At 69.4% G+C, this 23,702-nt stretch carries 21 protein-coding genes; 12 read left to right on the top strand and 9 right to left on the bottom strand.

Going from position 1 to position 23,702, the window contains the following annotated elements:
* Positions 1-39 precede the first annotated feature (39 nt).
* Complete coding sequence (metC, locus tag ST3T6A_RS0100910) at positions 40-1,224, bottom strand: cystathionine beta-lyase (RefSeq protein WP_019831001.1); 1,185 nt, start codon at positions 1,222-1,224, stop codon at positions 40-42.
* Entirely contained in the window at positions 1,221-2,078 is an 858-nt protein-coding gene (locus ST3T6A_RS0100905; RefSeq protein WP_019831000.1) for a sulfurtransferase, read from the bottom strand. The genes metC and ST3T6A_RS0100905 overlap by 4 nt, the downstream gene beginning before the upstream one ends.
* Before the next feature lie 88 nt (positions 2,079-2,166).
* Between ST3T6A_RS0100905 and queF the strand changes: the two genes are divergently transcribed.
* Positions 2,167-2,613: a preQ(1) synthase gene (gene queF / locus ST3T6A_RS0100900; RefSeq protein ID WP_019830999.1), complete on the top strand. Its 447-nt coding sequence runs from the start codon at positions 2,167-2,169 to the stop codon at positions 2,611-2,613.
* Between the two features lie 22 nt (positions 2,614-2,635).
* On the opposite strand, the gene ST3T6A_RS0100895 is transcribed toward queF, so the two are convergent.
* The 6 genes from ST3T6A_RS0100895 to hflK all read right to left on the bottom strand — a co-directional run bounded on the left by ST3T6A_RS0100895 (position 2,636) and on the right by hflK (position 10,278).
* Positions 2,636-3,625 carry an isopenicillin N synthase family dioxygenase gene (locus tag ST3T6A_RS0100895; protein ID WP_019830998.1) on the bottom strand — a complete coding sequence of 330 codons (990 nt, stop codon included), beginning with the start codon at positions 3,623-3,625 and terminating at the stop codon, positions 2,636-2,638.
* 67 nt (positions 3,626-3,692) lie between these two features.
* Positions 3,693-4,892: a GGDEF domain-containing protein gene (locus ST3T6A_RS19000; protein WP_019830997.1), complete on the bottom strand. Its 1,200-nt coding sequence runs from the start codon at positions 4,890-4,892 to the stop codon at positions 3,693-3,695.
* 88 nt (positions 4,893-4,980) lie between these two features.
* Positions 4,981-6,534 carry a helicase HerA-like domain-containing protein gene (locus ST3T6A_RS0100885; RefSeq protein ID WP_019830996.1) on the bottom strand — a complete coding sequence of 518 codons (1,554 nt, stop codon included), beginning with the start codon at positions 6,532-6,534 and terminating at the stop codon, positions 4,981-4,983.
* 76 nt (positions 6,535-6,610) lie between these two features.
* Positions 6,611-8,179, bottom strand: coding sequence for a Do family serine endopeptidase (locus ST3T6A_RS0100880; protein ID WP_019830995.1), 1,569 nt, complete (start codon positions 8,177-8,179; stop codon positions 6,611-6,613).
* Positions 8,180-8,287: 108 nt separating this feature from the next.
* On the bottom strand, positions 8,288-9,157 hold the full coding sequence (hflC, locus tag ST3T6A_RS0100875; protein WP_019830994.1) for an SPFH domain-containing protein: 870 nt from the start codon (positions 9,155-9,157) through the stop codon (positions 8,288-8,290).
* Positions 9,154-10,278: an FtsH protease activity modulator HflK gene (hflK, locus tag ST3T6A_RS0100870; protein WP_193378605.1), complete on the bottom strand. Its 1,125-nt coding sequence runs from the start codon at positions 10,276-10,278 to the stop codon at positions 9,154-9,156. The genes hflC and hflK overlap by 4 nt, the downstream gene beginning before the upstream one ends.
* A gap of 73 nt (positions 10,279-10,351) precedes the next feature.
* Between hflK and ST3T6A_RS0100865 the strand changes: the two genes are divergently transcribed.
* From ST3T6A_RS0100865 to ST3T6A_RS0100830, 8 genes are all read left to right on the top strand, one after another.
* Positions 10,352-11,332 (top strand): Mrp/NBP35 family ATP-binding protein, encoded by a 981-nt coding sequence (locus ST3T6A_RS0100865; RefSeq protein WP_026359314.1) that lies wholly within the window; start codon positions 10,352-10,354, stop codon positions 11,330-11,332.
* 41 nt (positions 11,333-11,373) lie between these two features.
* Positions 11,374-11,814: a CoA-binding protein gene (locus ST3T6A_RS0100860; RefSeq protein WP_019830991.1), complete on the top strand. Its 441-nt coding sequence runs from the start codon at positions 11,374-11,376 to the stop codon at positions 11,812-11,814.
* An 81-nt stretch (positions 11,815-11,895) separates the two neighbouring features.
* Positions 11,896-14,184 (top strand): phosphoenolpyruvate--protein phosphotransferase, encoded by a 2,289-nt coding sequence (gene ptsP, locus ST3T6A_RS0100855; protein WP_037537330.1) that lies wholly within the window; start codon positions 11,896-11,898, stop codon positions 14,182-14,184.
* Between the two features lie 151 nt (positions 14,185-14,335).
* Positions 14,336-15,250 (top strand): helix-turn-helix domain-containing protein, encoded by a 915-nt coding sequence (locus ST3T6A_RS18995; protein ID WP_019830989.1) that lies wholly within the window; start codon positions 14,336-14,338, stop codon positions 15,248-15,250.
* An 81-nt stretch (positions 15,251-15,331) separates the two neighbouring features.
* The gene (locus ST3T6A_RS0100845) at positions 15,332-16,300 is read left to right on the top strand and encodes a tetratricopeptide repeat protein (protein ID WP_235785692.1); all 969 of its coding nucleotides are present in this window, start codon (positions 15,332-15,334) and stop codon (positions 16,298-16,300) included.
* A complete protein-coding gene (gene tilS, locus ST3T6A_RS0100840; RefSeq protein ID WP_019830987.1) occupies positions 16,281-17,264 on the top strand; it encodes a tRNA lysidine(34) synthetase TilS in 984 nt (327 codons plus the stop codon). Before ST3T6A_RS0100845 ends, tilS begins: the two co-directional genes overlap by 20 nt.
* A gap of 71 nt (positions 17,265-17,335) precedes the next feature.
* Complete coding sequence (ftsH, locus tag ST3T6A_RS0100835; RefSeq protein ID WP_019830986.1) at positions 17,336-19,300, top strand: ATP-dependent zinc metalloprotease FtsH; 1,965 nt, start codon at positions 17,336-17,338, stop codon at positions 19,298-19,300.
* A gap of 294 nt (positions 19,301-19,594) precedes the next feature.
* Positions 19,595-20,050, top strand: coding sequence for an Ohr family peroxiredoxin (locus tag ST3T6A_RS0100830; protein WP_019830985.1), 456 nt, complete (start codon positions 19,595-19,597; stop codon positions 20,048-20,050).
* 47 nt (positions 20,051-20,097) lie between these two features.
* Here the strand turns inward: ST3T6A_RS0100830 and ST3T6A_RS0100825 are convergent, their stop codons facing one another.
* Positions 20,098-21,204 carry a DUF3667 domain-containing protein gene (locus tag ST3T6A_RS0100825; RefSeq protein ID WP_019830984.1) on the bottom strand — a complete coding sequence of 369 codons (1,107 nt, stop codon included), beginning with the start codon at positions 21,202-21,204 and terminating at the stop codon, positions 20,098-20,100.
* 96 nt (positions 21,205-21,300) lie between these two features.
* Here ST3T6A_RS0100825 and ST3T6A_RS0100820 point away from each other — a divergent pair, with 96 nt between their 5' ends.
* The 3 genes from ST3T6A_RS0100820 to rsfS are packed head-to-tail and all read left to right on the top strand — an operon-like array spanning position 21,301 to position 23,691.
* The gene (locus tag ST3T6A_RS0100820; protein WP_019830983.1) at positions 21,301-22,590 is read left to right on the top strand and encodes a glutamate-5-semialdehyde dehydrogenase; all 1,290 of its coding nucleotides are present in this window, start codon (positions 21,301-21,303) and stop codon (positions 22,588-22,590) included.
* A 10-nt stretch (positions 22,591-22,600) separates the two neighbouring features.
* A complete protein-coding gene (locus tag ST3T6A_RS0100815) occupies positions 22,601-23,290 on the top strand; it encodes a nicotinate-nucleotide adenylyltransferase (protein WP_019830982.1) in 690 nt (229 codons plus the stop codon).
* Positions 23,287-23,691 (top strand): ribosome silencing factor, encoded by a 405-nt coding sequence (rsfS, locus tag ST3T6A_RS0100810; protein WP_019830981.1) that lies wholly within the window; start codon positions 23,287-23,289, stop codon positions 23,689-23,691. Before ST3T6A_RS0100815 ends, rsfS begins: the two co-directional genes overlap by 4 nt.
* Positions 23,692-23,702: the final 11 nt, after the last annotated feature.

The raw sequence follows: 23,702 nt of genomic DNA, 5'->3' as shown, positions 1-23,702 counted from the left end.
CTCGGGGTGCGGCCGTGCCAGCACCCCGGGGCGGAAGCCTCAGCGCGCCGCGCGGAAGCGGGCGAGGCCCTCGTCCAGATCGGCGATCAGGTCGTCGGGGTGCTCCAGTCCGATGTGCAGGCGGACGAGCGGCCCTTCCGCCTGCCATGTCGTTGCGCTGCGTAGCGTCGCGGGCTCGACCGGGAGAGCGAGGCTCTCGAAGCCACCCCAGCTATAGCCGATGCCGAAATGCCGGAGCCCGTCGATCAGCGCGGCGCGGGCGGCCGCATCGCCACCGTCGAGCACGAAGCTGAACAGGCCCGACGAACCCCGGAAGTCGCGCTTCCACTGGGCATGGCCGGAGCAGTCCTCGAACGCCGGATGGAGCACGCGCGCCACCTCGGGCCGCCCCTTCAGCCAGCGCGCCACGGCGAGCGCGCCCGCCTCGTGCTGCTTCAGCCGCACCGCCAGCGTCCGCAGGCCGCGGCTGGCGAGATAGGCGTCGTCGGGCGAGACATGCTGGCCGAAGAGCTGCGTCATCTTGCGCAGGCCCGGATAATATTCGGCCGTCGCCGTCACCGAGCCCATCATCGCATCCGAATGGCCGATGACATATTTGGTGCAGGCGAGGATGGCGAGATCCACCCCCATCGCCAGCGCCGGCAGGAAGAGCGGCGTCGCCCAGGTGTTGTCGAGCAGCGTGACGATGCCGCGCGCCTTCGCCACCGCGACGATGGCGGGAATGTCCTGCACCTCGAAGGTGAGGCTTCCGGGACTTTCGAGGAAGATCGCCGCCGTGTTGGGCTGGATCAGCTCCTCGATCCCGGCGCCCACCAGCGGATCGTAGAAGCGCGTCGTGATCCCCATCGGCGCCAGCACGTTGCGGCAGAAGGCGCGGGTCGGCTCATAGACGCTGTCGACCATCAGCAGATCGTCGCCCGCCTTGAGCACCGCCAGCAGCGCGCAGGCGATCGCGGCGACGCCGGAAGGGTAGAGCATCGTGCCTGCCGCGCCCGGCTCCAGATCGGTCAGCGCCTCGGACAGCGCCCACTGGGTCGGCGTGCCGCGCCGGCCATAATGGAACTCGCCATCGGCGTTGCGACCCGCACCGGATTTCAGCGCGGCGCAGTCGTCGAACAGGATGGTGGAGGCGCGATAGACCGGGGGGTTGACGATCGGCCCGGTCCACTCGCTGCGCCGCCCGCCGTTGACGAGGCGGGTCTCCTCGCGTTCCTCGTGGCTCACGCGTCGGCTCCCGTCGCCTTGGGGGTGGAGGGATCGGCGCCCCACTCGCTCCACGATCCGTCATAGAGCGCGGTGTCCTCGCGGCCGAGCATGTGGGCTGCGAAGAGCAGGCCCGCCGCCGTGATCCCCGATCCGCAGGTGAAGACCAGCGGCCGCGCCGGATCGACGCCCGAAGCGGCGAACAGCTCGGCCAGCGCATGGCCCTTCTTCCAGCGACCGTCCGCCTCGAACAGCCGGCTGTAGGGCAGGTTGACCGAGCCGGGAATATGGCCCGGCGCCACGCCCGGACGGGGATCACCCTCGGCGCCCGAAAAGCGCGGGGTGCCGCGCGCATCGACCAGTTGCTCGGTCGGCGCATCGACCAGACGGCGAACATCGGCGAGCGCACGGATCAGCCGGTCGTCGCGATGGGTGAAGCCGGTGCGCTGGGCCGTGATGGCGGCGCCATGCCCCTCGCCCTTCTCCAGCGGCAGGCCCGCCTTGCGCCACGCATCCGCGCCGCCGTCGAGGATGGCGAGACGGTGCGAGCCGAACAGGCGGAACAGCCACCACGCCCGCGCCGATGTGCGGTGCGGGCTGTCGTCGTAGAAGATGATCCGGTCGTCGCGCCGGACGCCCAGCGCCGCCATGCGCTCGCGGAACCCGTCGAGGTCGGGCGCCATGGTCGGGCGCGGATCGGCGCGGTCGGCGAGCGTCGCGAGGTCGAGGAAGCGGGCGCCGGGGATATGCCCCGCGCGATATTCGGCCGCCGCGTCGCGCTCCGGCTCGAAGGGCAGATAGGTGGCGTCCAGCACCACCACACCGGGGTCCTCCAGCCGCCGCGAAAGCCATTCGACCGTAACGAGATCATCCATGCCGGCACTCCTTGGACGCCCCGCATAGGCCCCGGATTCGACCTCGCCAAGCATTGCTAACGAAGGACAGCGATCCTAGGTGGGCGGCATGAGCCCCATCCATCTTGGCCAGACGAGCCCGCTGCCGCAGCGTCCCGAGGACGCCGTTCTCGATTATGTCCCCAATCCGCGGACCGGTCGGCCCTATCTGGTGCGCTTCACCGCGCCCGAATTCACCTCGCTCTGCCCGGTCACGGGGCAGCCCGACTTCGCGCATCTGGTGATCGACTATGCGCCGGCGGAGACGATCGTCGAGTCGAAGTCGCTCAAGCTCTTCCTCGGCAGCTTCCGCAACCATGCGGCCTTCCACGAGGATTGCACCGTCGGCATTGGCGAGCGGCTGTTCGACGAGATGAAGCCGATCTGGCTGCGCATCGGCGGATACTGGTATCCGCGCGGCGGCATCCCGATCGATGTGTTCTGGCAGTCCGGCCCGGTGCCGGAGGGGTTGTGGTTGCCCGATCAGGGCGTGCCGACCTATCGCGGGCGGGGCTGACCCCCGCCCGCTCCAGGTATGATTACAGCAGCTTGATCTCGCGCAGACGCTGCATGAGGTAATCATGCGCGGTGATCGGCTGCGGATAGAGGTCCGGATGCTCCGCATCGACGCAGCTCGGCAGCGTCTCGATCAGATAATCCGGCCGGAAGTGCAGGAAGAAGGGCATCGAGTAGCGCGCATGGCCGCGCCGCGCCGAGGCCGGGTTGGCGACGCGGTGCGTCGTCGAGCGCAGGCGGTTGTTGGTCAGCCGCTGGAGCATGTCGCCGACATTCACCGCCAGCTCGCCTTCCTTCGGCGTCACCGACAGCCACTGTCCGTCGCGGTCGAGGATCTCCAGTCCCGCTTCCTCGGCACCGAGGAGGAGGGTGATCGTGTTGATGTCCTCATGCGCGCCCGCGCGGATCGAGGGGCCGTCGCCCGTCACCGGCGGATAATGCAGCAGGCGGAGCACCGAGTTGCCGTCCTCCACCGTATTCTCGAAGAAATCCGGGGCGAGGCCGAGATAGCGCGCGATCGCCTCGAGCAGGCGGGCGCCCGTCGCCTCGAAGGCGGCGTAGAGCTCGAGCATCACCGAGCGGAACTCGGCCAGCTCCTTCGGCCAGATATTGGTGGCCATCACGTCGTTGTAGCGATGCCCCTCGGGCAGCTCGCGGCCGACATGCCAGAATTCCTTGAGGTCGATCGCGGTCGCGCCCTTGGCGGTCTCGATGCCGAAGGGGGTGTAGCCGCGCGCGCCGCCCGTGCCGGGCACATGATAGGCGCGCTTCACATCCTCAGGGAGCGCGAACAGCGCCTTGGCAGCGGCCTCGGCGCGGGCGATCAGGTCGCCCGAAATGCCATGGTCGGCGATGACGGCGAAGCCGTAGCGCTCGAAGGAGGAGCCGAGCGCCTCGGCGAAGGCATCGCGATCGCGCGCGAAATCATCGAGCGAGACGGAGGCGACCGCAGCCGGCGGCACGGCGGGAGTAGTGGCCCGATCGGCGGGCGCGGATTCGATGGTGCTGGTCATGGCCGGCAAAATAGGCGCGGGAGCGCGCGAGGGAAAGCGGCGCGTGTCGATCAGCGTGATCGGCCGGTCAGCGCGTCGCGGCGCGGCGCGATCCGGTGAGCGCGTCGGCCAGCCGCAGCCCCGGCGCGGGCGCGATCACCGCGCGGCAGCGCCCGCCGCCCTTCGCCTCGTAGAGCGCGCCGTCGGCCGCCGACATCAGCGTGCCGACGTCATGGCCGTGATCGGGCAGCCGCGCGATGCCGATGCTCGCGCCGATCGTGCAGGAGACATTGTCGTCGAGATCGTAAGGGTGGCCCGCGATCGCCGCGATCACCCGCTCGGCGCGGCCCAGCGTGCCGCCACGATCCGCCTCGGGCACGAGCAGCACAAACTCGTCGCCGCCGATGCGCGCGGCGAGCCCGCCCTCCGGCGCCAGCGCCATCAGTCGCGCCGCCACCATGCGCAGCAGCGCATCGCCCGCGACATGGCCGTGCTGGTCGTTGACGAGCTTGAAGCCGTCCAGATCGACATAGAAGAAAGCGAGCGGCCCGCGCCGGTTCTCGCGATGCTGCCAGGCGAGAATGGCACGCTCCAGCCCGGTGCGGTTGGCGAGGCCGGTGAGCTGGTCGTGCGAGGCGCGGCGGTCATTCTCGCGCTCGGCCGCGAGCGTGCGGACCAGCATGGCGTTGAGCTTATACGCCGCCGTCCACATCGCGAAGAGATAGACCGGCACCTGAAGCACCAGCAGCTTCACCAGCGGCACCCCGCACAGCGCCGCGCCGGGGACGAGCGGCCCGAAGCTCAGCAGGATCATCGCGGCCGACAGACGCGGCGCGTAGAAGTTGCGGAAGGCGATGCCGCCCGCCATCGCGGCGGACGAGATGCCGGTGAGCGCGGCGATGGTCCAGTCGCCGCTCATCATCCCCATGAAGCCGCCGAAGCCGACGCCGCAGGCCCACAGCATCGCCAGCATCAGATAGAGATCGGTGGAGGTCTCCCGGCCGGCCTGCGCATTCTTGCGGCAGCGCGCCAGCACCGCCAGCCGGATCGCGCCCAGCGCCAGCTCGAACACCGCCCAGCCGATGAAGGCCGGCCCCGGCCGATGGATGGCGCAGACCAGCGACACCGCGATCGTGTTGAGAACGCCGCCGAGGAAGATGGTGAGCGTGCCGAACAGGCCGGCCAGCATCAACGGCCGCACGTCCACAGCCACGTCCCGGCCGGGATCAGCGATCCACCGGCCGAGCCGAGTCACGGGCGCACTATAGGTGGCCGGTTCGGTGAACACCTCCTTGGCTTGCCTCCTCGCTCCTTACCGCCGCACACCTAGCGGCGCGCGGTTAACGAGGGGCAAACAAAACGGCCGATTCCGCCCCTCAGAGATTACGCATCAGCCCGCCGAGCACGCCCCGGACCAACTGCCCGGCGAGCCCCCCGCCCGACGAGGAACGCCGCCCGGTGCCGAAGATCTGACGCCCCACCTCGTTGGCCACCTGCCGCCCGATCGAAGACGAGGCCGATCGCGCCGCTGACTGGAGCATCTTGTCGAACATCGAGGGCTGGGCCGCAGCCGTCCGGCCCGGAGCCGCCGGAGCATCCGCGGGCACCTGGGCGGCGGCCGCCTGCGCCTTGGCGGCGAGCTTCTCGGCGGCCGATTCGCGGTTGAGCGGCGTGTCGTACTTGGCACCCAGCGGGGAGAGCTGGCGCAGCGTCGCGCGCTCGGCCGGCGTGATCGGGCCGACGCGGCTCCTCGGCGGCTTGACGAGCGTGCGCTCCACCGGCGCGGGGGAGCCGTCGGGCTGGAGCAGCGAGACCAGCGCCTCGCCCACCTTCAACTCGGTGATCGCGGTCGCGACATCGACGCCGGGATTGGCGCGGAAGGTCTCGGCCGCGGCCTTCACCGCCTTCTGGTCCTTGGGCGTGAAGGCGCGCAGCGCGTGCTGCACGCGGTTGCCGAGCTGGCCCGCGACCGTGTCGGGCACATCGATCGGGTTCTGCGTGATGAAATAGACGCCGACGCCCTTGGAGCGGATCAGACGCACCACCTGCTCCACCTTTTCGAGCAGCGAAGGCGGGGCCGCGTCGAACAGCAAGTGCGCCTCGTCGAAGAAGAAGACGAGCTTGGGCTGGTCCGGGTCGCCCACCTCGGGCAGCGCCTCGAACAGTTCGGAGAGCATCCACAGCAGGAAGGTCGAATAGAGCTTGGGGCTCGCCATCAGCTTGTCGGCGGCGAGGATCGAGATCTGGCCCCGGCCCTTGTCGTCCACCAGCATGAAGTCATGGATGTCGAGCGCGGGCTCGCCGAAGAAATGCTCGCCGCCCTGCGATCGGAGCTGGAGCAGCGCCCGCTGGATCGCACCGACAGAGGCCTTGGAGACATTGCCGTAGGTCGTCGCCAGCTCGTCCGCCCGGTTGGCGATCTCGGCCAGCATCGCGCCCAGATCGTCGAGATCGAGGAGCAGCAGCCCCTCCTTGTCGGCGAGCGTGAAGGCGACAGTCAGCACGCCTTCCTGCACCTCGTTGAGGTCGAGGAGCTGGGAGAGCAGCAGCGGCCCCATCTCGGAAACGGTGGTGCGGATCGGGTGGCCCTGCTCGCCGAGCAGATCCCAGAAGATCGCGGGATTGTCCGAATAGCTCCAGTCGTCCTCGCCGATCTCCCTGGCGCGCGCGGCGAAGGCGTCATGGGTCTTGGCGGTGGGCGAGCCGGCCATGGCGATACCGGAAAGGTCGCCCTTCACGTCGGCCAGGAACACCGGCACGCCCCGGCGCGAGAAATCCTCCGCGATGCCCTGCAAGGTCACCGTCTTGCCCGTGCCCGTCGCGCCCGCGATCAGCCCGTGGCGGTTGGCGCGCTTCATCACCAGCGTCTGCCGCTGGCCGTCCGCGCTCGCGCCGATGAAGATGCCGTCCTGACCCTGTTGTTCCACCACGCCCGAGACCCTTCCCCGATACAAAACGGGGCCGACCTTCCGGCCGACCCCGTTCGTCATAGCACGACCGTTGCCGTCACTTCTTCTGGAGCTTGATGCCGACATAGATGGCCGGCTGCGTGCCCCGCTGGACGAGCAGCAGCACGGTGTCCCGGCCCGCCTTGCGGGCATCCGCGATGACCTGCGCGGCGGCGGCCACGGTCGTCACCGGCTGCTGGTTGATCGACAGGATGACGTCGCCGCGCTTGAGGCCGTTGGAGGCCGCATCGCTCGACGAATCGACCGAGGCGATCACCACGCCGCGCGTCGAGGCGGGCACGCCGAGCTGCTGCGCGATCCGCGGCGTCAGTGCCTGGAGATCGAGGCCCAGCGCCGAGCGCGTCGCCTTGCTCTGCGCGGCGGCGGTGTCGCTATTGTCGTTGTCGTCGCTGCCATTGTCGCCGCCGAGCGTGCCGGCGAGCTGGTCTTCCGGCGGGCGCTCGCCCACTACCGCCGTCACGGTCATGTGCTGGCCGCGGCGGATCAGCTCGATCGGCACCTTCGATCCGATCGGCAGGTTGGCGACGATGAAGGACAGCGAATCGTCCGGCGTCACGTCCTTGCCGTTGACCCTCACGATCACGTCGCCCTGCTGGATGCCGGCGCGGGCGGCGGCATAGCCGGGCTCGACGCGGCCGACGATCTCGCCGTGGTTCTTCGGCAGGCCGAGGGCGGAGGCGATATCGTCGGTGACGGGCTGGATGCCGACGCCGAGATAGCCGCGCTTCACCCGGCCGCCCTTCATCAGCACCTCGACCACCGGCTTGGCCTGCTCGGCCGGAATGGCGAAGCCGATGCCGACATTGCCGCCCGACGGCGAATAGATGGCGGTGTTGATGCCCACCACATTGCCCGCCATGTCGAACATCGGGCCGCCGGAGTTGCCCGAGTTGATCGCCGCGTCGGTCTGGATGTAGCGGTCATAGGGGCCGCCGCCGATCGAGCGGTGGATGGCCGAGACGATACCCGCCGTCACCGTGCCGCCGAGCGCGAAGGGCTCGCCGATCGCGATCACCCAGTCGCCGACGCGGGTGCGCGTGGAATCGCCGAACTGCACGAAGGGCAGCGGCTTGGGCGCCTCGATCTTGAGCACGGCGAGGTCGGCCGCCTGATCACGGCCGACGATCTTCGCCTTGTACTCGGTGTGATCCTGCAACGTCACCGTGATCGATTCGAGCGTCGCGCCCTTGGATTCGTTCGGATCGCCGCCGGTGATGACGTGGTTGTTGGTGACGACATAGCCGTCCGCCGAGATGATGAAGCCCGAGCCGAGCGAGGTCGCCTCGCGCGTCTGCGGGGTGGCGTTGCCGCCATTGTTGTCGTCATTGTCGCCGCCGCCGAACTGGCGGAACAGATCGTCGAAGGGCGTGCCGGCAAACGGGTTCTGCTGACGCGGCACCTTCACGCGCTGGGTGGTGGAGATGTTCACCACTGCCGGCGAGAGACGCTCGGCCAGATCGGCGAAGCTCGCCGGCCCGCCGATCGGGGTATGCGAGGCCGATCCGGCATTCTGGGCGACCTGCGCGCCCACCGGCTGCTGCATGGTAAGCGTGGCGGCAGCACCGCCCGCAAGCAGCGCGGCAGTGATGGCATAGGCATAACGCACGATCGATGGCCTCCCAGAGAGGATGGTCAGAAATTCAGCCCGTCACCGACGGGAGCCGCGAGGCTGCGGCCCCCTTCGTTAACAAGATTTGAACGGGCAATGGCGGCACTATTTCCCTTTGGCTCCGAACTGCCGGAAATATTCGCTGTTGGGCGAGATCACCATCTGCGTGGAGCCTTCGGTCGGCCGGTCGACCCCGAAGGTGGCGCGATAGGACTGCATCGCCCGGTAGAAATCGTAGAAGGCCGGGTCCTGGTTGAAGGCGTCGGCATAGATGCGGGAGGCATCGGCATCGGCCTGCGCGCGGATGATGGTGGCCTGCTTGAGGCCCTCGGCGCGGATCGTCATCGCCTGCTGCTGGCGGGCGCTCTTCATGCGCTCGTAGGCGCTTTCGAGCGGGGTGCCGTCGGGCAGCTCGGCGCGCTTGATGCGAACGTCGACGATCTCGGCGCCGTACTGGCGCGCGACGCGATCGAGCGCGGTCTTGATGTTGGCCATCGCCACGTCGCGCTCGGGCGTGAGCAGCGCGGCGAAGGGCCGGCGGCCCAGCTCGTTGCGCAGCGCCGAGCCGAGAATCGGCTTCAGCGCCTCGGTCACGCGCCGCTCGTCGCCCCGCGCCGTCAGATACATCTGGAGCGGGTTGACGATGCGATAGCGCGCGAAGGCGTCGACCTGGAGGCGGAGCTGGTCGGTGGAGAGCACCGGCTGGCTCGCCATGTCGAGATTCTGCACGCGCTTGTCGATGAGGAACACCTCCTCGATCAGCGGGATGCGCGCGACGAGGCCGGCGCCGGTGCCGCCGAAATGCTCGCCGGGCGCATAGGCGTTGACCACGCGATCCGGCTTGCCGAGGCGGACGATCAGCGCCTGCTCGGTCTCGGGCACGGCGGTGAACACCACCGCGCAGGCGAGCACCACGAGGATCAGCCCGATCGCCCAGCCGATCGGGCTGCGCAGGATGCGGCTCGCCACCGTCACTGGCCGCCCCCCTGCTGCGCCTGCTGCTGGCCCTGCTGCTGGTTGGCCGAGCGATGCGGCGGGAAGCCGGGCAGCGGCAGATAGGTGTTGGCGCCGGGCGTATCCACGATCACCTTGTCGGTCTTGCCCAGCACGGCCTCCATCGTCTCGTAATACATGCGCTTCTTGGTCACGTCCGGGGCCATCTTGTAGGCGTCGTAGACCTTGTCGAAGGCCTGCGCCTGCGCCTGCGCGCCGGCCATCACCTGCTCGGCGTCGCGGCGCGCATTGTTGATCGCGGCCTGCGCATCCTGCTGGGCGGCCGACACGTCCTTGAACGCGTCGTTCACGGCCTGCGGCGGATCGGCCTGGCGGATCGCCACGCCCTGCACCACCACGCCCGAGCGATAGCGGTCGAGCAGCGCCTGCATCCGCGTCGCCACGCGCGCCTCGATCTCGGAGCGCATCGGGCCGATCGCCTGATCGAGCGTCACGCGCGACATCTCCTCGCGCATCGCGCTCTCGGCGACCTCGCGGATCGTGTCCTCGGGCTCGGCCAGCTCGAAGAGATACAGCTCGGGATCGCGGATCGACCAGCGCACCGAATAGGCAAGGTCGAGGATGTTCTGGTCGCCGGTCAGCACGAGGTTCTGGCCGCCGGAGGCCGGCACGTCGAAATTCTGGATCTGGTCGACGTTCACCCGCGTCACGACGTCGATCGGCGCCGGCAGCGTCATGCCGATGCCGGGCTTGAGCGTGCCGGCATAAGCGCCGAAGCGGGTGATGACGCCGCGCTCCTGCGGATCGATGCGGTGCATCGAGGTGGTGCCGAGCCAGAGCAGCACGAAGATCGCGAGGCCATAGCCCCAGAGCGACCGCCCGCCGCCCGAGGGCAGACCGCCCCCGAACCGGCCACGCATCCGGCTCACCAGTTCCTCCAGCGAAGGCTGGTTCGGCCCGCGCGGGACGCGGGGCTTCTTGGGAGGCTGCGTCCACGGATTGCGCGGGCCATCGCCCCCGCCGGGCCCAGAGCCCTTGCCGCCGCCAGAGCCATCGCCCTCGCCGCGCCCGCCCCAGGGGCCATTCTCGCTCAGCACCGCCTGGGGGGTATCGCGGTCGACCCGCCCGATTTCGTCGATCATGGCCGTCATTATAGGGGGCGAAACGCGGAAAAATAGTGCCATCGGGGAGGACGAGGCCTATGCGCTCGCCATCATGACCGACGCCCCCTCCCTCGCCGCCGCGCTTGCCGCCCAGCTTCCCCATGCCGAGGGCCGCATCGCCCCGCCGCGCCTCGCCGCGGACGGCACGGTCAGCGTCATCCTCGACGTGACCGGGCTCGACGAGATGGGCCGGGGCATCCTGGAGAATGACGTGCGCCGCGTGCTCGGCGGGATCGAGGGCGTGCGCGAGGTGCGCGTCGTGCAGACCGCCGAGAAGCATGAGCGCCGCCTGATCGCGGTCGGCTCGGGCAAGGGCGGGGTCGGCAAGTCGACGCTGTCGGCGAACCTCGCGATCGCGCTGAAGCGGCTGGGACTCAAGGCGGGCCTCGTCGACGCCGACATCTACGGCCCCTCGCAGCCGCGCCTGATGGCAGCCGAAGGCGAACGCCCGACCGCCGAATCGAAACAGCTCAACCCGATCGACACCAAATGGGGCGTCCCGATGCTGTCGATGGGCCAGCTCGTCGGGCCGGACAAGGCGCTGGCGTGGCGCGGGCCGATGGCGTCGGGCGCGCTCGGCCAGCTCGTCGATGCGCGCTGGGGCGAGACCGACACCCTGGTGGTGGACCTTCCGCCCGGCACCGGCGACGTCCAGCTCTCGATGATCCAGAAGCACCGGCCGACCGGCGCGGTGATCGTCTCGACCCCGCAGGATCTGGCGCTGATCGACGCCACCCGCGCGATCGACCTGTTCAACACCGCCGGCATCCCGATCCTCGGCCTCGTCGAGAACATGGCCGGCTATGCCTGCCCGCATTGCGGCGAGGTTTCCGATCCCTTCGGGCAGGGAGGCGCGGAGGCGGCGGCCGAGCGGCTCGGCATCCCCTTCCTCGGCCGCGTGCCGCTCGACATCGCGATCCGCCGCGCGTCGGACGCGGGCGAGCCCCCGGCGGCGGGCGACAGCGAGACGGCCGCCCCCTTCCTGCGCATCGCCGAACATTTGGTCGAGGCATTGAACAAAAGGCAACGCTGACTCATTTCGGAAGCGGACCACAGCCGCCCGGAGGGACGACCATGCCGCTCACCGAAGACGACGACATCGCCGAACTGCTCCGGTCGACGCGCACCATCGCGCTGGTCGGCGCGTCCGACCGGCCGAGCCGGCCCAGCTACGGCGTGATGCGCACGCTCCAGATGCACGGCTATCGCGTGTTCCCGGTCAATCCGCAGATCACCGGCGAGCATCTCCATGGCGAGTTCGTCTGGCGCGAGCTGGCGCAGATCGGCGAGCCGATCGACCTCGTCGACATCTTCCGCAATTCGGAAAAGGCCGGCGAGGCAGTGGACGAGGCGATCGCCGCCGGGGCCAAGGCGGTGTGGATGCAGCTCGGCGTGATCGACAAGGCCGCCGCCGAGCGCGCCGAGGCCGCCGGGCTCAAGGTGGTGATGGATCGCTGCCCGGCGATCGAGATTCCCCGCCTCGGCCTCTCGCGCATCGAGCCGCCGGCCACCTGACCGGCGTGACAAGCCCGGCTTCGTCACGATGGAGGCGAACGGTGCTTGGTCTCGGCCGGTTTGACTGTTAGCCGTAACGGCATGCCTGTTCCGCCTCCCACCGCCGCCGCCACCGCCGCCCGAGTGATCCTGACGCGGCTGCACGACGTGATGGCCGGGCGAACCCATGCGCAGGCCAAGCTCAACAATGTCGTCCAGATCATCGGCGAGGCGCTGACCAGCGAGGTATGCTCGGTCTACCTGCTGCGCGACGGCGTGCTGGAGCTGTTCGCCACGCGCGGCCTGTCGCAGGAGGCGGTCCACGTCACCAAGCTGGCGCTGGGCGAGGGCCTGGTCGGCACGATCGCCAAGAATGTCGAGACGCTCAATCTCGACGAGGCGGCCGCGCACCCCGAATTCGCCTATCGCCCGGAAACGGGGGAAGACCTTTATCACAGCTTCGCCGGCGTCCCGATCGTGCGGCGCGAGCGGGCGGTGGGCGTGCTCTGCGTCCAGCACGAGGCGCCGCGCCGCTATGACGAGGTGGAGATCGAGGCGCTCCAGACGGTCGCCATGGTGCTGGCCGAGCTGATCGCGGCGGCCGGCCTCGTCGACGAGAGCGTCGGCGCCGGCGTCACCGCGCGCGACATGGGGCCGGCGCAGCTTTCCGGCCTCAAGCTGGTCGACGGCATGGCGCGCGGCCATGCCGTGTTCCACCAGCCGCATGTGGTGATCGAGCACACCGTCGCCGAGGATGTCGAGATCGAGCGCCAGCGCGTCTACTCGGCCTTCCGCCAGATGCGCGAGCAGATCGATCGCATGACCAGCCAGGCCGAGTTCGGCACGGCGGGCGAGCATCAGGACGTGCTCGAGACCTACAAGATGTTCGCCTATGACGAGGGCTGGAGCCGCCGCATCAACGATGCGATCAGTTCGGGCCTCACCGCCGAGGCGGCGATCGAGCGCGTGCAGCAGCGCACCCGGATGCGGATGCGCGAGATCGACGATCCGCTGCTGCGCGACCGGATGCACGATCTGGAGGATCTCTCCAACCGCCTGCTGCGCATCGTCGCGGGCCAGCTCGGCACGGCGGCGCAACTGGGCCTGCGGCAGGATTCGATCCTGATCGCGCGCAACCTCGGGCCGGCCGAGCTGCTCGAATATGATCGCCGCCGCCTGAAGGGCGTGGTGCTGGAGGAGGGCTCGCTCACCGCCCACGTCACCATCGTGGCGCGGGCGATGGGCATCCCGGTGCTCGGCCGCGTGCGCGACGTGCGCCATCTGGTGGCGGAGGGCGACCTCCTCCTCCTCGACGCCACACAGCCGCTGCTCGTCGCCCGCCCCTCCACGCCGATGGAGGAGGTGTTCGAGGCCAAGCTCGCCGTCACCCAGCGCCGCCGCGCCGAGTTCGCCGCGATGCGCGACCTGCCCGCGCTGACGCAGGACGGCGTGCGGATCGAGCTGATGGTCAACGCCGGCCTGCGCGACGACGCCGCCGCGCTGGACGTGACGGGCGCGGACGGCATCGGCCTGTTCCGCACCGAGTTCCAGTTTCTCGTCTCCGCAACGCTTCCCCAGCGCGAGCGCCAGCAGCGGCTCTACAGGGACGTGATGGATTCGGCCGGCGACCGCCCGGTGATCTTCCGCACCGTCGACATCGGCGGCGACAAGGCCCTCCCCTACATGAAGGTGGACGGCGCCGAGGGCGAGGAGAACCCGGCGATGGGCTGGCGCGCGCTCCGGCTCGCGCTCGAACGCGACGCGCTGATGAAGGCGCAGGCCCGTGCGCTGCTGGAGGCCGCCGCCGGGCGCACGCTGCATGTGATGTTCCCGATGGTGTCCGAGCCGTGGGAATATGAGGCCGCGCGCGACCTGTTCGAGCGCCAGCGCGAATGGCTCGCCGGGCGCGGGCGGATGGGGCCGACGGCGGTGCGCTACGGCGCGATGCTGGAGGTGCCGGCGCTGGCCGAGATGCTCGACCAGCTACTGCACCGGCTCGATTTCCTGTCGATCGGCACCAACGACCTCACCCAGTTCCTGTTCGCCGCCGATCGCGGCAACCCCAAGCTCGCCGAACGCTATGACTGGCTGTCGCCCGCGATCCTGCGCTTCCTCAGCCGGGTGACGCAGGCCTGCCGCGTGGCGGGCGTGCCCGTCGGCGTGTGCGGCGAGATGGGCGGGCGGCCGCTGGAGGCGATGGCGCTGCTCGGCCTCGGCCTCAACCGGCTGTCGATCACGCCGGCCGCCGTCGGCCCCGTGAAGGCGATGATCCGCTCGCTCGACGTCGCCGCTTTGCGGGAGGCGATGCCGGCCTGGTTGGCCGAAGCACCGCGCGATCTGCGTGCCCGGATGGAGAGCTGGGCCGGCGAACGCCGCGTCGCCATTCTCTGACGATCCGCCTGTTTTCGGGGAACGGAACGGCCAAGCGGATCGTATCCACAAAAATGCTGCACGCAGCCATTTGACTTTGCCACGCCAGTGTTGCGAAAAAGCGCCAGTAGTGGGGCGTGGCGGAGTGCGCCGGGCTCGGCGGGGAGACGGAATGGACGAGATGGGCGAGCGGGCGGCAGACGGCCCGACGACGGTAGGCGCGCGGCTGCGCGCCGCTCGCGAAGCGCGTGGGCAGTCGCTCGATGAAATCGGCAAGCAGACCCGCGTGCCGGTGCGTCACCTGGTGCAGATCGAGGATGGCCGGCTGGAGGGGCTGCCGGCCGCCCCGTACAGCGCCGGTTTCGTCAAGGCCTATGCGCGCGCCGTCGATCTCGATCCGGTGCTGCTGAGCCAGGATTTCCGCAGCGAGCTGGCGCAGGTGTCGCACGACAGCCCGCGCGTCACCTATGAACCCTATGAGCCGGCCGATCCCGTCCGCCTGCCGCCGCGCCTGCTGGCGATCGTCGCGCTGGTGATCGCGGTGGTGCTGGCTGCCGGCTACGGCATCTGGCGCAGCGGCATGATGACCGGCGAAGGCGCCAATGCCCGCGCCGAGCTGGCCGCCAACGGCGATCAGGCCAACCAGACCGCCGCGGCCGCTCCGGCCGCGACCGCCACGGCGAATACGGCACCGCAGCCGGCTGTGCAGGCCCCGGCGCCGCCCACGGGCGGCCCGGTCCAGCTCGTCGCCGTGCAGCCGACCTGGGTGAAGATCTCCGAGCGCAACGGGCCGACGCTGTTCATGGGCGTGCTCGACAAGGGCAAGACCTATGACGTGCCCGCCACCGCCGTCGATCCGGTGATCCGCACCGGCCGGCCCGAGGGGCTGACCGTCACGGTGGGCGGCAAGCCGGTGGCGCCGCTGGGCAAGCCCGCGCACACCATCTCCAACGTCAGCCTCAAGGCCGCCGCGCTGGTGGCAGGCGTTGCGGCGTCGGCCCCCGCCGCCGGCCAGCCGGCCGCATCCCAGCCGCAGGCGGCACCGGGCACACCCTCGGCGTTCCGCGACGGCACGCAGGGGGACTGACCTTTCTTTCGCATCTCCCGGCGCTTCATCGTGGCGACAGCCCCGTTTCGCGATAGAAGGGCCGGACCACTTCACGGGATCATGCCCATGCGCCTGGCGATCATCGCCCTTCTTCTGGCCGGCACCGCTGCGCCGGCCCTCGCCCAGTCCGACAGCCTTCCGACCCGCGTCGACAAGCTCGAAAAGGAAATGCACGCGGTTCAGCGCAAGGTCTTCCCCGGCGGCAATCCGCAATATTTCGAGCCGCAGATCGCGCCGCCCACCGCCGCGCCCGCCGATGCGGGATCGCCGGCGGGATCGGCCATCAGCGATCTCACCAACCGCGTCTCCGCGCTGGAGCAGCAGGTCCAGCAGCTCACCAACCAGGTCGAGGAGGGCGGTCATCGCCTGACCGTGCTGGAGCAGCAATACGCCAAGATGAAGGGCGATACCGACTATCGCCTGAACGCGCTCGAGCAGGGCGGCGCCGGTGCCCCGCCGCCGAACGGCGCTCCGCAGCCCAATGGGCAGGCGGCCAGCCAGCCAGCCCCGCCCTTCGGCCCCGCCGGCCGTAAGCCCGTCACCGGCAAGCCCGCCCCCGCGCCCGTCATGGCGGACGAGGCCGGCAGCAGCGCCCCTCCGGCCGGCGAGGCCATGCCCACCGTCGCCAAGACCGGCGATCCAGCCGAGGACGGCTATATGCTGGGCTACACGCTCTGGTCGCAGAAGCGCTATGCCGATGCCGAGAAGCAACTCGCGCAGGTCGTCAGCAAATATCCCAAGCACAAGCGGGCGAGCTATGCGCAGAACCTGATCGGCCGCGCCTATCTCGACGACGGCCAGCTCGCAGACGCCGCCAAGGCCTTCTACGCCAGCTACAAGCAGTTCCCGCGCGGCGAGCGGGCGCCGGACAGCCTCTATTATCTGGGCGTCACGCTCACCAAGCTGAAGAAGAACAGCGACGCCTGCCAGGCCTATGGCGAGTTCCAGGACGTCTATGGCGCGAGCGCCAATGCGACGCTCAAGGCCAAGGTCGCGCAGGGTCGCGTCGATGCCAAGTGCGGGGCCTGACGCCTCTCTCGTAACGCGCTACGCCGCCGATCGGGACGCGCTCTTCGCCGCCGCCGGGATCGCCCCCGGCACGGCAGTCGGCGTCGCGCTGTCGGGCGGGCCGGACAGCCTCGCATTGCTCCTGCTCGCGGCCGCCGCCGGATCGGTGGAGGCGATGACGGTCGACCATGGCCTGCGCGCCGAGGCGGCGGCTGAGGCAGAGGCGGCGGGCGCCGTCGCCGCCGCGCTCGGCGTGCCGCACCGGATTGTCCGCGTGACGGTCGCGCCGGCCGGTGAGGGCGTGCAGGGCGAGGCCCGCCGCGCCCGCTACGCCGCGCTCCACTTATGGGCGCGTGCGGAGGGCCTCGCCGCCGTCCTCACCGCGCATCATGCCGACGATCAGGCCGAGACGCTGCTGATGCGCCTCGCGCGCGGGGCTGGCCTGTCCGGCCTCGGCGGCATCCGCCCCGTCCGCCCGATCGACGAGGGTGACGCGGACGGCCCCAAGCTGCTCCGCCCGCTGCTCGGCTGGCGCAAGGCCGAGCTGGAGGCGATCGTCGCCGCCGCCGGGATCGAACCGGCACGCGATCCCTCCAACCACGACGCGCGATTCGATCGCACCGCCGCTCGCGACCTGCTCGCTCGGACGCCGTGGCTCGATCCGTCCCGAGTCGCGGCCTCCGCCAGCCACCTCCGCGACGCCGAAGAGGCGCTTGGCACGCTCACCGAGCGCTTTTTCGCCCAGGCCTGCCGGATGGAGCGCGATCACGTCCTCCTCACCCCTGGCGATGCCCCCCGCGACATCCTGCGGCGCGCGCTCATCCTGCTGTTCTCGCGGCATTTTCAGGCCAGCCCCGACGGCCCCGGCCTCGCCCGCCTGATGGCGACGCTCCACGCGGGCGGCACCGCCACGCTCGCTGACGTCATGGCGACCGGGGGCGTAACATGGCGTTTCCGCCCCGCTCCACCGCGCCGATCAGCCTGATCGATCTTGTTCCATTGCCATTAACCTGCCTCCACCTACATAATTGGCGGGACACTCTGATCGGAACACTCATGCAGAACGACGACAAGGAACCCCAGGGCAACGGCAACGCCTGGATGAAGAACATGCTGGTCGTGTTCGCCATTGTTGGCGCCCTTTTCCTTTTCGTCTCGCTGTTCGACGGCGGAATGCGCGACAGCCGGGCCGGCGACACGATCGCTTATTCGGACTTCCTCGCGAAGGTCGATGACGGCAGCATCAAGGACGTGGTGATCGCGGACAACGTGATCTCCGGCAAGATCGGCAACGACCAGAGCTTCCACACCATCTCGCCCGGCGACGCGCAGCTCGTGCAGCGTCTCCAGGATCATGGCGTCCGCTTCCGGGCCAAGCCCGAGGAGCAGACCTCGGTGTGGCTGCTGCTGCTCTATCAGGCGCTGCCCTTCCTGCTGATCCTCGGCATCGCCTTCTTCGTGATGCGCCAGATGCAGAAGAACGCCGGCTCGGGCGCGATGGGCTTCGGCAAGTCGCGCGCCAAGCTGCTGACCGAGAAGCATGGCCGCGTCACCTTCGACGACGTCGCCGGCATCGACGAGGCACGCGAGGAGCTTCAGGAGATCGTCGACTTCCTGAAGGATCCGTCGCGCTTCGCACGCCTCGGCGGCAAGATCCCGAAGGGCGCGCTGCTGGTCGGCTCGCCCGGCACCGGCAAGACGCTACTCGCCCGCGCGATCGCGGGTGAGGCGGGCGTGCCCTTCTTCACCATCTCGGGTTCGGACTTCGTCGAGATGTTCGTCGGTGTCGGCGCCAGCCGCGTCCGCGACATGTTCGAGCAGGCCAAGAAGAACGCGCCCTGCATCGTCTTCATCGACGAGATCGACGCCGTCGGCCGCCACCGTGGCGCCGGCCTCGGCAACGGCAATGACGAGCGCGAGCAGACGCTGAACCAGCTCCTCGTCGAGATGGACGGCTTCGAGGCCAACGAAGGCATCATCATCATCGCGGCGACCAACCGCCCCGACGTGCTCGATCCCGCGCTGCTGCGTCCGGGCCGCTTCGACCGTCAGGTCGTGGTGCCGCGCCCGGATATCGAGGGCCGCGAGAAGATCCTCTCCGTCCACATGAAGAAGGTGCCGACCGCGCCCGACGTCAATGTCCGCACCATCGCGCGCGGCACGCCAGGCTTCTCGGGCGCCGATCTCGCCAACCTCGTCAACGAGGCCGCTCTCTTGGCCGCCCGCAAGGGCAAGCGCCTCGTCGCCATGCGCGAGTTCGAGGAGGCCAAGGACAAGGTCATGATGGGCGCCGAGCGCAAGTCCATGGTCATGACCGAGGAGGAGAAGCGCTCGACGGCCTATCACGAGGCCGGCCACGCGCTCGTCTCGCTCCATGTGCCGGGCTGCGATCCGCTCCACAAGGTGACGATCATCCCGCGCGGCCGTGCGCTGGGCGTGACGTGGAACCTGCCCGAGCGCGACCGCTACTCGATGTCGATGAAGCAGATGAAGGCGCGCCTCGCGCTCTGCTTCGGCGGCCGCATCGCCGAGCAGCTCATCTACGGCGCGGACGAGCTCAACACCGGCGCCTCCAACGACATCCAGCAGGCCACCGACATGGCCCGCTCGATGGTCATGGAATATGGCATGTCGGAGAAGCTCGGCTGGCTGCGCTATCGCGACAATCAGGACGAGGTGTTCCTCGGCCACTCCGTCGCGCGCAACCAGATGATGTCCGAAGAGACCGCCCGCCTGATCGACGGCGAAATCCGCCGTCTGGTCGAGGAGGGCGAGGGCCGCGCCCGCCAGGTGCTGACCGACAATCTCGACGAGCTGCACCGCCTCGCCACCGCGCTTCTCGAATATGAGACGCTGACCGGCGACGAGGCCAAGAAGGCGATCGCCGGCGAGGACATCGGCCGCGACGACAAGTCCAACCGCACGCCGCAGCCGCGCGCGGCGACGGGCTCGTCGATCCCCAAGTCGCGCCGTCCGGGCGGCGGCAACCCGTGGGGAGAGCCGACGCCGCAAGGCGCCTGACCACGCTCACAGCGACAAAAACAAAGGGCCGGGGCAGCGATGCTCCGGCCCTTTTCGTTGGTGAGGAGGGCGATCCAGCCGCCTCCCCGAATCGCCCAGAGCGCCACACCATTCTGATCGGCGCCTAGGATTTTCAAACCCTCGCCGGCTTTCCCGAGCGATTTCAACATCCTGCAACGTCCCTGGAGGGACACTCCATCTCGCTTGACTCCGACATGCCGAAAGATCATATTCGATTACATCGGATACGATTTAATCTCATCCGCTAGCATACTCGCGACGAGGAGAAGCATCATGACCAAGATCGATACCGTGCTGTTCACCGGCAAGACCCACACCGCGGCGAGCACGCCGGAAGGCTCCGCGCACATTCATGAGAGCCGTCTCGACCTCCAGCTCTCGACGCCCGGCAAGGGCACGCAGGGCGACCAGTCGCTGACCGGCATCGAAGCGCATCCGACCGCCGAGAAGCTGTTCGCCGGCGCCTGGTCGGCCTGCCTCATCTCGGCGATCGGCCTCGTCGCGCAGCAGAAGAAAGTGACGCTGCCGGAGGATCTCGCGCTCGAGATCGAGGTCGATCTGGGCATGACCAAGGGCGCCTATTTCCTTCAGGCGCGGATCACCGCCATCCTTCCCGGCATCGCGCAGGACGTCGCCGAGGCGATCCTCCACGCCGCGGACCAGATCTGCCCCTACTCGAAGGCCGTGCGCGGCAACATCGACGTCGCGCTGAACGTCGTCACCGCGTAAGGCTTCCGGGCGGCCGGGTCGTCCTGAACGGGCCGGCCGCCTCAACTTCACTCCGCCTCCAGCCAGAGCAGCAGCAGGAAGAAGAGCAGCGAGGTCACCCCCGTCATGGACAGCAGCGTCACCGTCCGCCACGCCGCGCCGAAGCGGCCGATCTGGTAGGCGTGCTTGAGCTGCTTATACATGTGCACCGGCGGCACGATCAGGAAGGCGCACCACAGCCATGCCTGCCCCACGCCCACGAAATAGAGCGCCAGCAACCCCACCACGAACAGCGTCATGAAGCTCAGCGAGTGGATGGCGAAGATGGCATGATCGTACAGGCCGACATCGCGCCGCCAGAAGAACATCAGCCAGATGAACGGCACCGAGATCGGGATCAGCGCCCAGCTGAATTTATACGACGCCATCTTGAGCTTATAGGCATAGAGCGCCGGATTTTCCTTCATATGGCCGATCTGGCGATCGAGCTTGGAAAAGCCCGTGTCGACATTCACGATTCCGGCCGCATCCTCCACCATGCCCGAGGCACCCGCCTTGGCCTGGGGCAGGTGCTGGGCCGCCACCGACAGCCCCGCCACCTCGCGCTGGGCGTCGCTGATCTTCTGGTTGAGATCGCCCAGATCGGCGTTGGGATCGGCGGCGAGCGTATCGATGCGCTTCTTCTCCAGCCGGTCGAGCCGTTCCTGCGCCTTGGCGGATTCGGTGGTGAGCTGCACCTGCGCCTTGGCCAGCCCCTGCGCCGCCCCCGCCACATCGGGCGAGGACAACCGGTTCACCGCCGCGAACAGCAGGAATACCGAGAAGAGGAACAGCGCCATCGGCGACACGAACTTGGCGCGCTCGCCATGGACGTAGCGCCGCGTCAGGTCGCCGGGGTGGAAGGCCAGCATCGGCAGCGTCTTCCAGATCTTGCCTTCGAAATGGAACACGCCGTGGAGGATGTCATGCGCGAGCGCGGTGACATTGCGGTGGATATGCCCGCTCTGGCCGCAGCCCTGGCAGAAGGGGCCGGCCCTGACCGCGCCACAGTTGAGGCATTCGCCACCCGCCCCCTCGTGGGGATCGTGGCCCGCGGTGCCGGACAGCCTGTCCACCTCGCGCGCGACGATGCCGCCCGTCAGCAGGTCACCGATCCCCTCACCCGTCTCCGTCATTCCCAATCCCCTGTTTCCCCGGCCCAAGAATAAGCCGCAAGCGGGCGGGCGGTCGAGAGGGTGCCCGATCGGGGCACATTCTGCTAATCGGCGGGGATGGATATTCCCCTGCCCCAGACCGGCGCGCTCACCGAGGAGGCTGCCGACACGCTGATCGGCGCGATGGGCCGCCGCGCCCGCGCCGCCGCCACGATCCTCGCCGCCGCGCCGACGGAGCAGAAGGGGGAAGCGCTCCGTCACGCCGCGCGCCTGCTGCGCGAGCGGTCGGAGGCGATCCTCGCCGCCAACGGCGAAGACCTCGCCCGCGCTGACGCCAACGGCATGGCGGCAGCGATGAAGGACCGGCTGACGCTCACGCCCGCGCGGCTGGAAGGCATCGCGGAGGCGTTGGAAGCGGTGGCCGGGCTCGACGATCCGGTAGGCCAAGTGATCGACCGGCGCGAACGTCCCAACGGGCTGGAGCTGCGCCGCGTCCGCGTGCCGCTGGGCGTGGTCGGCATCATCTATGAGAGCCGCCCCAACGTCACCGCCGACGCGGGCGCGCTGGCGCTGATGGCGGGCAATGCCGCGATCCTGCGCGGCGGCTCGGAGGCGCGCGCCTCCAACGCCGCCATCCATGCCGCGCTCGCCGACGGCATCGCCGCCGCCGGGCTTCCGGTCGATGTGGTGCAGCTTGTGCCCACCTCCGACCGCGCCGCCGTGGGCGCGCTGCTGCGAGCGCAAGGGCTGGTCGACATCATCATCCCGCGCGGCGGCAAGGGCCTCGTCGCGCGCGTGCAGGCCGAGGCGCGCGTGCCCGTGCTCGCCCATCTCGACGGCATCAACCACAGCTTCGTCCACGCTTCGGCCGATCCGGCGATGGCGGAGGCGATCGCCGTCAACGCCAAGCTCCGCCGCACCGGCGTCTGCGGCGCGACCGAGACGCTGCTGATCGACCGCGCCTATCCCGAGGCCGCCGGCCTCGTCCGCGCCCTCCTCGACGCCGGCTGTGCGCTCCGTGGCGATGCGGAAACGCAAGCGCTCGATCCCCGCATCACGCCCGCATCGAACGAGGACTGGGACACCGAATATCTCGACGCGATCTGCTCCGTCGGCTTCGTCGACGGCGTGGAGGGCGCTTGTCGCCACATCGCCGCCCACGCCTCGCACCACACCGACGCGATCATCGCCGAGGACTCCGATGTCGCCGAGCATTTCCTCAACGCCGTCGACAGCGCGATCGTGATGTGGAACGCTTCGACCCAGTTCGCCGACGGCGGCGAGTTCGGGCTGGGCGCCGAGATCGGCATCTCGACCGGCCGCCTCCATGCGCGCGGCCCGGTCGCGCTCGAAGGGCTCACCACCTACAAATGGCAGGTGCGCGGCACGGGGCAGACACGGCCTTGAGAGACAAAGCGTGAAGCGAGGTGGCGGCAGGCGGATCGGCCTGCTCGGCGGTTCCTTCAACCCGGCCCATGCCGCACACCGGCGGATCAGCCTGTTCGCGCTCGAAGCGCTCGGGCTGGACGAGGTCTGGTGGCTGGTGTCGCCGGGCAACCCGCTGAAGGCGGGCTCGCCGGACATGGCCTCGCTCGCCGACCGCCTCGCGTCTGCCGAGCGCATGGCCCGCCGCGCGCCGATCGTGCCCACCGCGATCGAGGCGACGCTGGGCACGCGCTACACCGTCGACACGCTCCGCAAGATCGTCCGCCGCTATCCCCGCGACCGCTTCATCTGGATCATGGGCGCCGACAATCTCGCCCAGTTCGCGCTGTGGAAGGATTGGCGGAAGATCGCCGCGACGCTTCCCATTGCCGTGATCGCGCGTCCGGGTTATGATGCGACCGCCCGATCTGGTGTAGCGATGGGCTGGCTGGGCCGCTTCGGCCGGTCCGCTTCGGGTGCGAAGCGGTGGACGCGATGGAGTTTGCCGGCACTCGTGCTGATGCACACTGTTCCTGACCCGACTTCAGCCACCGCCCGGCGGGCCGCCGATCCCGATTGGCATCGCCGTACTAACCCAAGAGCCCTGCGCGATCGCGTGACGCGCCGGCTCGTTCCCCCGGAGGTTCATTGCCTGCTTCTACCGCCGCCACCCGCGACATGACGGGTGGCCCCGCCGCTTCACCGGAGGCCGAGGCGCTCCACACGCTGGTGCTCCAGTCGCTTGAGGACGATCAGGCGGTCGAGACCATCTCGATCCCGCTCGCCGGCAAGACCAGCATCGCCGACTACATGGTGATCGCCTCCGGCCGTTCGAGCCGGCAGGTGTCGTCCATGGCGGTGAAGCTGGCCGAGAAGGTGAAGGCGCAGGTCGGCCGCAGCCCCAAGATCGAGGGCCTGCCCGCCGCCGACTGGGTGCTGATCGATGCCGGCGACGTGATCGTCCACCTGTTCCGCCCGGAAGTGCGCAGCTTCTACAATCTGGAGCGGATGTGGGCGTTCGGCGACGAGAGCGCGGCGACGGCCTCGCCCTCCAATCCGCCCGCGCCGCCGCCCGGCGCCTGACGCCAGCCGGC

Origin of the sequence: Sphingomonas sp. PR090111-T3T-6A, assembly GCF_000383095.1 — a bacterium.
GTDB lineage: Bacteria > Pseudomonadota > Alphaproteobacteria > Sphingomonadales > Sphingomonadaceae > Solisphingomonas.
The sequence above is the reverse complement of the archived record's forward strand: the minus strand, read 5'-3'. Positions and strand labels throughout refer to the sequence as shown.